Source organism: Streptomyces maremycinicus, from assembly GCF_001184025.1.
Classification (GTDB): Bacteria; Actinomycetota; Actinomycetes; order Streptomycetales; family Streptomycetaceae; genus Streptomyces; species Streptomyces maremycinicus.
On record NZ_BBYG01000021.1, the window covers coordinates 59,383 to 69,945 of the forward strand.

9 protein-coding genes are annotated in these 10,563 nt (G+C 71.6%); 2 read left to right on the plus strand and 7 right to left on the minus strand.

Going from position 1 to position 10,563, the window contains the following annotated elements; all coding sequences use genetic code 11:
* Positions 1 to 5 precede the first annotated feature (5 nt).
* Positions 6 to 479 carry a type II 3-dehydroquinate dehydratase gene (gene aroQ, locus AOQ37_RS32150; protein WP_062649635.1) on the plus strand — a complete coding sequence of 158 codons (474 nt, stop codon included), beginning with the start codon at positions 6 to 8 and terminating at the stop codon, positions 477 to 479.
* Between the two features lie 88 nt (positions 480 to 567).
* On the opposite strand, the gene AOQ37_RS32155 is transcribed toward aroQ, so the two are convergent.
* The 5 genes from AOQ37_RS32155 to AOQ37_RS32175 all read right to left on the minus strand — a co-directional run bounded on the left by AOQ37_RS32155 (position 568) and on the right by AOQ37_RS32175 (position 4,899).
* Positions 568 to 1,296: an amino acid ABC transporter ATP-binding protein gene (locus AOQ37_RS32155; RefSeq protein WP_062649963.1), complete on the minus strand. Its 729-nt coding sequence runs from the start codon at positions 1,294 to 1,296 to the stop codon at positions 568 to 570.
* A gap of 110 nt (positions 1,297 to 1,406) precedes the next feature.
* Positions 1,407 to 2,366, minus strand: coding sequence for an amino acid ABC transporter permease (locus AOQ37_RS32160; RefSeq protein ID WP_062649637.1), 960 nt, complete (start codon positions 2,364 to 2,366; stop codon positions 1,407 to 1,409).
* Positions 2,363 to 3,247 carry an ABC transporter substrate-binding protein gene (locus tag AOQ37_RS32165; protein WP_062649639.1) on the minus strand — a complete coding sequence of 295 codons (885 nt, stop codon included), beginning with the start codon at positions 3,245 to 3,247 and terminating at the stop codon, positions 2,363 to 2,365. Before AOQ37_RS32165 ends, AOQ37_RS32160 begins: the two co-directional genes overlap by 4 nt.
* 296 nt (positions 3,248 to 3,543) lie before the next feature.
* Positions 3,544 to 4,200 (minus strand): MBL fold metallo-hydrolase, encoded by a 657-nt coding sequence (locus AOQ37_RS32170; RefSeq protein WP_062649642.1) that lies wholly within the window; start codon positions 4,198 to 4,200, stop codon positions 3,544 to 3,546.
* A 9-nt stretch (positions 4,201 to 4,209) separates the two neighbouring features.
* Positions 4,210 to 4,899, minus strand: a complete 690-nt coding sequence (locus tag AOQ37_RS32175; protein ID WP_062649644.1) for a maleylpyruvate isomerase family mycothiol-dependent enzyme — start codon at positions 4,897 to 4,899, stop codon at positions 4,210 to 4,212.
* Positions 4,900 to 5,122: 223 nt separating this feature from the next.
* Between AOQ37_RS32175 and uvrA the strand changes: the two genes are divergently transcribed.
* Entirely contained in the window at positions 5,123 to 8,191 is a 3,069-nt protein-coding gene (gene uvrA / locus AOQ37_RS32180) for an excinuclease ABC subunit UvrA (protein ID WP_062649646.1), read from the plus strand.
* Between the two features lie 211 nt (positions 8,192 to 8,402).
* On the opposite strand, the gene AOQ37_RS32185 is transcribed toward uvrA, so the two are convergent.
* Positions 8,403 to 9,326 (minus strand): carbohydrate kinase family protein, encoded by a 924-nt coding sequence (locus AOQ37_RS32185; protein WP_062649647.1) that lies wholly within the window; start codon positions 9,324 to 9,326, stop codon positions 8,403 to 8,405.
* A gap of 172 nt (positions 9,327 to 9,498) precedes the next feature.
* Positions 9,499 to 10,467, minus strand: a complete 969-nt coding sequence (locus tag AOQ37_RS32190; RefSeq protein ID WP_062649649.1) for a hypothetical protein — start codon at positions 10,465 to 10,467, stop codon at positions 9,499 to 9,501.
* Positions 10,468 to 10,563: the final 96 nt, after the last annotated feature.

Here is a 10,563-nt window from a genome sequence, read left to right on the forward strand (position 1 = left end):
GAACCGTGCCCCGCAGCCTGGCCAACGCCCCGATCATGATCCTGAACGGCCCCAACCTGAACCTCCTGGGCCAGCGGCAGCCGGAGATCTACGGTTCCGACACGCTCGCCGACGTCGAGGCGCTGTGCGTCAAGGCGGCGGCCGCGCACGGCGGCACCGTGGACTTCCGCCAGTCCAACCACGAGGGACAGCTGGTCGACTGGATCCACGAGGCACGGCTGGACCACTGCGGCATCGTGATCAACCCGGGCGCCTACTCGCACACGTCCGTCGCGATCCTTGACGCCCTCAACACCTGTGACGGCCTGCCGGTGCTGGAGGTGCACATCTCCAACATCCACCAGCGCGAGTCCTTCCGGCACCACAGTTACGTCTCGCTGCGCGCCGACGGCGTCATCGCGGGCTGCGGGGTGCAGGGTTACGTGTTCGGCGTGGAGCGCGTCGCCGCGCTGGCGGGGGCGGCCAGGGCGGACACGTAAGCATCGCCTTCCGGGAGAGCGCCCCTTACCGAGTCCAACCGCGCCTCTCGGAGAGACCGTGACTCTCCCAGGGGGCGGATTCGCCCCCTCAGAGACGGCCCGCCTCCACGATCCGCCGCAGGAAGCGCCGGGTGCGCTCCTGCCGCGGGTCGCCGAAGAGCTGCTCCGGGGTGCCCCGTTCCAGCACGACGCCTCCGTCCAGAAAACAGACCTGGTCGGCGACCTCGCGCGCGAAGCCCATCTCATGGGTGGCGAGCACCATGGTCATGCCGTCGGCCTTCAGATCGCGGACGACGTTCAGGACCTCGCCCACCAGCTCCGGGTCCAGCGCGGCCGTGATCTCGTCGAGCAGCAGCAGCCGGGGCCGTACGGCCAGCGCGCGCACGATCGCGACCCGCTGCTGCTGGCCGCCGCTGAGCCGGTCGGGATACTCGCCCGCCTTGTCCGCCAGCCCGAGCCGCTCCAGGAGCTCCCTGGCGTGCTTCTCGGCCTGCGCGCGGGAGACGCCGTGCACGCGGCGCGGGGCGAGCGTGATGTTCTCCAGCACCGTCATGTGCGGGAACAGGTTGTACGCCTGGAAGACGACGCCGATCCGGCGCCGTACCGCGTCCTGGTCGGCGCGCGGGTCGGTGATCTCCTCGCCGTCCAGCCAGATCGCGCCGTCGTCGATGTCCTCCAGCAGGTTGGCGCAGCGCAGCAGCGTGGACTTGCCGGAGCCGGAGGCGCCGATCAGCGCCGTCACGGTGTGCGGGGCGACCTCCAGGTCGACGTCGCGCAGGACCACGGACCCGCCGAAGGTCTTGCGGACGGACTCCATCCGCAGCACCGGGGCCGGCGGTTCCGGGGTCCGCGGCACGGGAGCCTGCGGTGCGGGTGTCCGCGGTGCGGGGGCCTGCGGTACGGGTGTCCGCGGTGCGGGGGCGTCGCTCATGTCGTTCCTCCCTGGGCCCGCTGACGGTCCATCCGGGCCGTCACCCAGTCCGTGAAACGGGTCATCGGAATCGTCAGGGCCACGAAGACCAGGCCCGCGACGATGTACGGCGTGTAGTTCAGGCTGCGGCCCACGATGATGTCCGCCGCGCGGACGGCGTCGATGGCGCCGCCGATCGAGACGAGACCGGTGTCCTTCTGGAGCGACACCAGGTCGTTCAGCAGCGGTGGCACCTGGCGGCGCACGGCCTGGGGGAGCACCACGAAACGCAGCGCCTGCCGGTTGCTGAGGCCCAGTGAGCGGGCCGCCGCGCGCTGCGAGGGGTGCACGGACTCGATGCCCGCGCGGAACACCTCGGCGACGTACGCCGAGTACGTCAGCGTCAGCGCCGTACCGCCCAGCAGCACGGGGTCGACGGTCACCCCCTGGAGCCGCAGGGCCGGGACGCCCAGCACCACGATCATCAGGTTGATGATCAGCGGCAGACCGCGGAAGAAGTCCGTGTACGCCGCCGCCAGCACCCGCAGCGGGAAGAACACCGGACCGCGCAGAGTGCGGGCCACGGCGATGAGCATGCCGAGGACGAGCACGGCGGCCCCGCAGACCAGCAGCAGTCTGACGTTCAGCCAGAGTCCCTCGAGGACCTTGGGCAACGCCTCGCGCGCGTACTGCCCGTCGAAGAAGGTCTCCTTGGTACGCGGCCAGCCGGGCGCGCCGACGACGACCAGGTAGAGGGCGGCCCCCGTGACCAGGGTCGACAGCGCGCCGATCGCGGCGGCGCGGCGGGCACGCGCCCGCTTGTGGCGTTCACGCTCCAGCCGCCGCCGCGAGGGGACATAGCCGTCGTCGGGGACGGCCTTGTCACCCTCGGACCCGCCGCCCTCGCTCGCGGCGCCGCCCGCGCTCGCCGCGGCGCCCTCGCCTTCCCGGCCGGACCCGTCCTCGGTGACCGTCACTTGAGCACCGGTGCGTCGACCGCGTCGGAGAGCCACTGCTGCTCGATCTTCGCCAGGGTGCCGTTCGCGCGGAGCGCGTCCACGGCGCCCGTCACGCAGGAGGTGAGGGCGCTGCCCTTGTCGAGCACGAGCCCGAACTGCTCGGGCGAGCCGCCCTGGTTCTCGAACTGACCGACGATCTCGGCGTCCGTGACCTCCGCGGCCGTGATGTAGAACGCGGTCGGCAGATCGGTGACGATGGCGTCGACCTGCCCGTTCTTCAGCGCGGACTTGGCCTGGTCGTTCTTGGCGTAGACGGCCGCGTCCCGGGTCGGCTTCACCACGTCGTCGATGTAGTCGAGGCTGGTCGTGCCGACCTGGGCGCCCAGCTTGAGGCCCTTGAGGTCCGCGACGCTCGTCGCCGCGGCGGCCTTCGTGCCCTTCAGGGCGATGACGGCCTGGCGCACGTCGTAGTAGCCGGACGAGAAGTCGACGGCCTTCTTGCGCTCGTCGCTGATCGACACCTGGTTGATGTCGAAGTCGAAGGTCTTCTCGCCCGGCGCGAAGGCCTTGTTGAACGGCACGCTCTGCCAGACCACGGCGCTCTTGTCGTAGCCGAGCCGCTCCGCCACGGCGTACGCCACCGCCGACTCGAAACCTTGGCCGTTGGCCGGCTTGTCGTCCTTGAACCACGGCTCGTACGCGGGCTCGTCGGTAGCGATCGTGAGCTTGCCGGAGGTCTCGGTGGCCAGTTCGCCCTTGGCGCAGGTGTCCGCGCTCGAACCGGAGGGTGCCGAAGCGGCCTTCTCCTCCGGCTGCGGGGCGCAACCGAGGGCGGTCGCGAGGAGGGCCACGGTGGCGCCGGCGACGGCACGGCGCAGTACACGAGGGGCGGGATGCATGGCGGGAGAGTGGCAGCGAAACCCCTGTTTGTCGAGGTCACACCCCCACATGTCCGCATACTGGGAACGGGTGTTGCGTTCTCGTGAACAGGGTCGGCCCGGTGGCCCGGGCCGCCGGCCGAGGGCGGGGAACGTAGACCGGCGGCCCGATCCGCGCCGGAGCCGTCATCCCGCGCGGAACTGCTGCCAGTTGACCGCGTCACCCCGCGCGCGGGGAGCGCGTGCGGGGGTCCGGCGCGTGCGCGGGATTCACACGGGGCGCGCGTTCGGCGACGCCCGCCCTGTCCGGTGAGAACTCACCACCCGCGCGCGTGCCACTCCGGAAGGTGCGGCCGCTCCGCGCCCAGCGTGGTGTCGTTGCCGTGGCCCGGGTAGACCCAGGTCTCGTCCGGCAGCACGTCGAAGATCTTCGTCTCGACATCGCGGATCAGGCTCGCGAACGCCTCCGGGTCCTTGCGGGTGTTGCCCACGCCACCGGGGAACAGACAGTCGCCGGTGAACACGTGGGGGTGGCCGTGCGGGTCGTCGTAGACCAGGGCGATCGAGCCGGGTGTGTGCCCCACCAGATGGCGCGCGGTGAGCTCCACGTTGCCCACCCGGATGACATCACCGTCGTCCACCGGGACGTCGGTCGCCACCGGGATGCCCTCGGCGTCCTCCCGGCCCGCGTAGGTCCGCGCGCCCGTGGCGGCCACGACCTCGGCGAGCGCCTGCCAGTGGTCGCCGTGCTGATGGGTGGTGACGACGGACGCGATGCCGTCGTCCCCGATCGTGCCGAGCAGGGCGTGCGCGTCGGCGGCCGCGTCGATCAGCAGCTGCTCGTCCGTGGCCCGGCAGCGCAGCAGATAGGCGTTGTTGTTCATCGGGCCGACCGCGATCTTGGTGATCATCAGGTCCTTGAGCTCGTGCACGTCCGCCGGTCCGCCGACCGTCACCTCACCGCTGTACGTCATGGCGGCAGCCTATAGCGGCGGAAGGGCCGGCAGCGGCCCGCCGTCCGTCGTCAGCCCGGAGCCGTCCCTGCGTCCGGCGAGCCAGCCCAGGAGGTCCGGGGCGGGGCCCCGGACGCCGACGGGGCCGCCGGGAGCGCCGCCGCCCGTGGTCCAGACGGCGCCGTCGTCGCTCCGCAGGGCCGTCGACGGCACGGCCTCGTGCCCGGCGAAGCGGTCGGCCAGGAAGTCGATCTCCCGGCCGACGAACTCCTTCGGCAGATCCTCCAGCTCGTAGCCGATGCCGAGGTCCACGGCGTGCAGCTCCACCTCGACCCACCGCCGGAACGGCACGCGGGCCGCCGTGTCGACCACCCCGTTGCGCAGCTGCACCGTGCGCGACCAGTCCGCGGGCGCGGCTCCCGCCGCCTGGAAGCGGGCCGCGCTCTGCCGTACGTCCGCGAGCTGGACGTCCAGGGGGCGCGGGGCGTCCCGCTCGATGTCGGCGTCGCGGACCTGCGCGTCGGCGTACATGGGACGGCCCTCGAGGACGTTCACGAGGGCGTCCGCGTTACGGGCGATGTGAGCGAGGACATGTCCCCGGCTCCAGCCGGGCAGGCGTGACGGCTCGGCCATCGACGCGTTGTCCAGTGCGGCGACTGCGGTGAGGAGCCGCTCGGTCGCGTCACGTACAGACTCCAGGTCATGAGCGTGATCAATCATGGTGCTGACCCTAGCCTCGCCACCCCTTCGGGTGAAGGTGGCCGACCGAGCCCGCAAATCGAATGCGCGTGCTATAAGGTCGGTGGCGGCGTCGGGCATGCTGGAAGGCCGGGGATTGTTGTGAACCGGTGAATCCCGACCGGCGTTGTCAGTGGCTCGCCCTAGTCTGAAGAAGACGGGGGCCCCGCCCCTGTCACTTCTCTCTAGAAAGGTGCGGACCGGCGTGGCCGACCGTCTCATCGTCCGTGGCGCGCGCGAGCACAACCTCAAGAATGTCTCGCTCGACCTGCCACGCGACTCGCTCATCGTCTTCACGGGCCTGTCGGGGTCGGGCAAGTCCTCGCTGGCCTTCGACACCATCTTCGCCGAGGGTCAGCGGCGCTACGTGGAGTCCCTCTCCTCGTACGCCCGGCAGTTCCTCGGCCAGATGGACAAGCCGGACGTCGACTTCATCGAGGGCCTCTCCCCGGCCGTCTCCATCGACCAGAAGTCGACCTCGCGCAACCCGCGCTCCACGGTCGGCACCATCACCGAGGTCTACGACTACCTGCGTCTGCTCTTCGCGCGCATCGGCAAGCCGCACTGTCCCGAGTGCTCCCGGCCGATCACGCGCCAGTCGCCGCAGGCCATCGTCGACAAGGTCCTGGAGCTGCCCGAGGGGAGCCGCTTCCAGGTGCTGTCGCCGCTGGTGCGCGAACGCAAGGGAGAGTTCGTCGACCTGTTCGCCGACCTCCAGACCAAGGGCTACTCCCGCGCGCGGGTCGACGGCGAGACGATCCAGCTGTCCACCCCGCCCACGCTGAAGAAGCAGGAGAAGCACACCATCGAGGTGGTCATCGACCGCCTCACGGTGAAGGAGTCCGCCAAGCGCAGGCTCACCGACTCGGTGGAGACCGCCCTCGGTCTCGCCGGCGGCATGGTCGTGCTCGACTTCGTCGACCTCCCCGAGGACGACCCCGAGCGCGAGCGCATGTACTCGGAGCACCTGTACTGCCCGTACGACGACCTGTCCTTCGAGGAGCTGGAGCCCCGCTCCTTCTCCTTCAACTCGCCCTTCGGCGCCTGCCCCGAGTGCTCCGGCATCGGCACGCGCATGGAGGTCGACCCCGAGCTGATCGTCCCGGACGAGGACAAGTCCCTCGACGAGGGCGCCATCCACCCCTGGTCGCACGGCCACACCAAGGACTACTTCGGCCGGCTGATCGGCGCCCTCGCGGACGCCCTCGGGTTCCGCACCGACATCCCCTTCGCGGGACTGCCGCTGCGCGCCAGGAAGGCCCTGCTGCACGGCCACAAGACGCAGATCGAGGTCCGCTACCGCAACAGGTACGGGCGCGAGCGTGTCTACACGACCCCCTTCGAGGGCGCCCTTCCGTTCGTGAAGCGCCGGCACGGCGAGGCCGAGAGCGACGCCAGCCGGGAGCGCTTCGAGGGCTACATGCGCGAGGTGCCCTGCCCCACCTGTGAGGGCACGCGCCTGAAGCCGCTCGTCCTCGCGGTCACGGTCATGGGGAAGTCCATCGCCGAGGTCTCCGGGATGTCCATCAGCGACTGCGCGGACTTCCTGGGCGAGCTGAAGCTCGACGCCCGCGACAAGAAGATCGCCGAGCGGGTCCTGAAGGAGGTCAACGAGCGGCTGCGGTTCCTCGTCGACGTCGGTCTGGACTACCTCTCGCTGAACCGCGCGGCCGGCACGCTCTCCGGCGGCGAGGCCCAGCGCATCCGCCTGGCCACCCAGATCGGCTCCGGCCTCGTCGGCGTCCTCTACGTCCTCGACGAGCCGTCCATCGGCCTGCACCAGCGTGACAACCACCGGCTGATCGAGACCCTGGTCCGGCTGCGGGACATGGGCAACACGCTGATCGTCGTCGAGCACGACGAGGACACCATCAAGGTCGCCGACTGGATCGTCGACATCGGTCCCGGCGCCGGCGAGCACGGCGGCAAGGTCGTGCACAGCGGCGGCCTGAAGGAACTGCTGGCCAACACCGAGTCGCAGACCGGCCAGTACCTGTCCGGCAAGAAGGCCATCCCGGTGCCCGACATCCGGCGCCCGCAGGACCCGACCCGCAGGCTCACCGTCCACGGCGCCCGCGAGAACAACCTCCAGGACATCGACGTCTCCTTCCCGCTGGGCGTGTTCACCGCGGTCACCGGTGTGTCCGGCTCCGGCAAGTCGACGCTGGTCAACGACATCCTGTACACGCACCTGGCCCGCGAACTGAACGGCGCGAGGAACGTCCCGGGCCGGCACACGCGCGTGAACGGCGACGACCTCGTCGACAAGGTCGTGCACGTCGACCAGTCGCCCATCGGCCGCACCCCGCGGTCCAACCCGGCCACCTACACCGGTGTCTTCGACCACGTCCGCAAGCTGTTCGCGGAGACCACCGAGGCGAAGGTCCGGGGCTATCTGCCCGGCCGCTTCTCCTTCAACGTCAAGGGCGGCCGCTGCGAGAACTGCGCGGGCGACGGCACGATCAAGATCGAGATGAACTTCCTCCCGGACGTCTACGTCCCGTGCGAGGTCTGCCACGGCGCCCGCTACAACCGGGAGACCCTGGAGGTCCACTACAAGGGCAAGTCCATCGCCGACGTCCTGAACATGCCGATCGAGGAGGCGACGGAGTTCTTCGAGGCGGTCCCCGCGATCGCCCGTCACCTCAACACCCTGAAGGACGTCGGCCTCGGGTACGTCCGGCTCGGTCAGTCCGCGACCACCCTGTCCGGCGGTGAGGCCCAGCGGGTGAAGCTCGCCAGCGAGCTCCAGCGCCGCTCCACCGGCCGTACGGTATACGTCCTGGACGAGCCGACGACGGGCCTGCACTTCGAGGACATCAGCAAGCTGCTGAAGGTGCTCGCCGGCCTGGTCGACAAGGGCAACACGGTCATCGTCATCGAGCACAACCTCGACGTGATCAAGACCGCCGACTGGGTCGTCGACATGGGTCCCGAGGGCGGCGCCGGCGGTGGTCTCGTCATCGCCGAGGGCACGCCGGAGGAGATCGCCGGAGTGTCGACCAGCCACACCGGCAAGTTCCTGCGGGAGGTCCTCGGCGCCGACCGGATCAGCGACGCGGCCCCGGTGAAGGCCCCGCGCAAGGCGGCGGTCAAGAAGACGGCCGCGAAGAAGACGGTCACGGCGAAGACCGTCGCGGCGAAGTCGACGACGCGCAGGACGGCGACCGCCGGCACCACGACCGCCGCGAACAACACGGCGGCCAAGAAGGCCGCCGCGGCGACGACGAAGGCGGCCGCCGCGAAGAAGACCACGCGGGCCCGTAAGGCCTGACGGGACCCGGGCCACGAGGCCCGGCGAACCACGTGAGCCGTTCGGCGCCCCGCGGGAACCCCCGCGAGGCGCCGTCCGGCATTCCGAGGGAACTCCCGCGAGGCGCCGTCCGGCGTTCTGCGGGAACCTCCGCGGGGACCGTGGCATCGCGGCGAGTCCGGCAGCGGGAAGGCCCCGCGCCGCCGTCCGCCGTTCCTCGGCCGACCGACGCCTAGGGCAGGGCCGGGAAGCCGCTCAGTTCGGCGGCGTACGGCGGCTCCGCGCCGGCCCGGGAGCAGGTGATCGCCGCCGCGCGGGCGGCGAACCGCAGCAGCCGTTCCCAGCCCTCGGCGCCCAGGTCGGCGAGCCCCGCGGGGGAGAGCGCGTCCCGCGCCGAGAGGCCGTGCAGCAGGGCCGCGTTCACGGTGTCCCCGGCGCCGATGGTGTCCACGACGTCCACCTGCTCGCCGGGCACCGCGTACACGGCCCCGTCCCGGGTGAAGGCGGTGAGTCCGTCCCCGCCCTGGGTGATCACGACGGCGGAGGGGCCGGCGGACAGCCACTCGCGCGGGGTGCCGCCGAGCCACTCGGCGTCCTCCGCGGAGAGCTTGAGCAGGGACACCGAGGGCAGCCAGCCGCGGAAGCGGGCCCGGTAGGCGTCGGCGTCCGGGATCAGTCCGGCCCGGATGTTCGGGTCGAGCGCCGTGAACAGTCCCCGCGCCGAGGCGGTCCGCATCAGCTCCTCGTACGCGCCGGCCCCCGGTTCGAGGACGAGGGAACAGGTACCGAAGGAGACCGCGCGCGTGCCCGCGGGCAGTGCGTCCGGGGCCGTGAACAGGCGGTCGGCGGTGCCGTCGACGTAGAAGGAGTAGGCGGCCGAACCGTTCCCGTCGAGGGTGGCGACCGCCAGCGTGGTCGGCTCCGTACCGCGCTGCACCGCGGACACGTCCACGCCCGATTCCCGCAGCCCGGCCAGCAGCGCCTCGCCGAAGGCGTCCCGGGAGACGCGGGAGCAGAAGGCCGTGGGGGAGCCCAGGCGGCCGAGGGCGACGGCCGTGTTGTAGGGGCCGCCGCCGAGCGCGGGCCGGAGCCCGGCGAGGGCGCCCGCGCCCTGCGGTACCAGGTCGATCAGGGCCTCACCGGCGACGACGATCACGGCGGTTCCTTTCTGCGGCTGTCTGCGACTGCTCTGCTCTGCTCGGACCGTGCCCGCGGGGCCGCCGCACGAGGTGCGACCGACGCGGTGGCGGGTGAGCCGTCGGCCGGGAAGCTACCCCATCCCGCAGCCGCGCGTAAAAGGCCGCGTCACGGGCCGCCGAAGGCAGCCGTCACTCCCAGTCCCAGCCGATGCCGACCATGCCGGACCGGACCCGCGGCTCGACCAGGTGCACGGCACGGTGGCGGCCGCTGAGCGGCAGCTCCTGACGGCCGCCGCGCGGGGCCGCCGCCGAGTGCTGGGTGAACCGGTGGCAGCGCACGGGCACGGCGTTCTCCGCGAAGCGGACCTGGAGGGCGTACTGGCCGCCCGCCGCGCCGAAGCCGCGCACGTACTCGCGGGACACGTCCGCGGTGCCGTCCTCGACGCCGTACCGGAAGAGGAAGGTGTCGCCGGCCCGCAGCCGGGTGTCGAAGAGGAGCTCGGCCACGAGCACACCGGTGTCGTGGTGGCGGCGGACCCGGCCGGCCCGGCAGTTCTCCAGGGCGTGCACCGTCATCCGCTCCGGTGCGCAGCCGGGGTCGCCGTGATGGACGGCCACGAAGCGGTCGACGCCGTCGCGGTGGGCGCGCACGATGTGCTGCGACTCGCGTCCCAGGAGCTCGCGGCGCGACCCGATGCGGACCCGCTCGTGGTGCCCCAGGGTGTGCAGCCCCCCGTCGACGGGGCACTCCAGTTCGCCGAGCAGTTGTTCGAGAATGCCCGAGGCCTCCAGGAGCGAGCGGTAGGAGCGCCCCGCGGACTGCCCGGGCGCCGTGCCGCCGTCCCCGCCCTCGGGCTCCGCGAGCAGCCGGATCAGGGACTCGTCCGGCAGGTGCAGGATCTCCTCCAGCGCCCGCACGGCGCGCAGCGACTCGGGACGCTGCGGCCGCCGGGCACCCTGCTGCCAGTAGCTCAGGCTGGTCACGCCCACCTTCACCCCGTAGCGCGACAGATGGTGTTGGACGCGCTGGAGCGGCAGGCCACGGGCGGCGATCGCGGCACGCAGCGCCACATGGAAAGGACCGCCGCGCAGGGCCGTGTCCAGTTCCGCGGAGGCGGCGTCGACGGCGGCGTCCGCGTGCTGTGTGGCGTGCGGCATGCAGGGGCCTTTCTGTGAATGCTCACGACGGCTGGTCGGACCGTTCGTGTGGGTGGTCGGGGCCTTTCCGGCGTCGCCGGAGCTCCTTCACATCCG

Excerpts from the sequence above, each read along its gene's own strand:
- AOQ37_RS32155 (WP_062649963.1), bottom strand. The coding sequence starts at position 1,296 with ATGGAGTCCGTCCGCAAGACCTTCGGCGGGTCCGTGGTCCTGCGCGAC.
- AOQ37_RS32165 (WP_062649639.1), bottom strand. The coding sequence starts at position 3,247 with ATGCATCCCGCCCCTCGTGTACTGCGCCGTGCCGTCGCCGGCGCCACC.
- AOQ37_RS32170 (WP_062649642.1), bottom strand. The coding sequence starts at position 4,200 with ATGACGTACAGCGGTGAGGTGACGGTCGGCGGACCGGCGGACGTGCAC.
- AOQ37_RS32175 (WP_062649644.1), bottom strand. The coding sequence starts at position 4,899 with ATGATTGATCACGCTCATGACCTGGAGTCTGTACGTGACGCGACCGAG.
- AOQ37_RS32190 (WP_062649649.1), bottom strand. The coding sequence starts at position 10,467 with ATGCCGCACGCCACACAGCACGCGGACGCCGCCGTCGACGCCGCCTCC.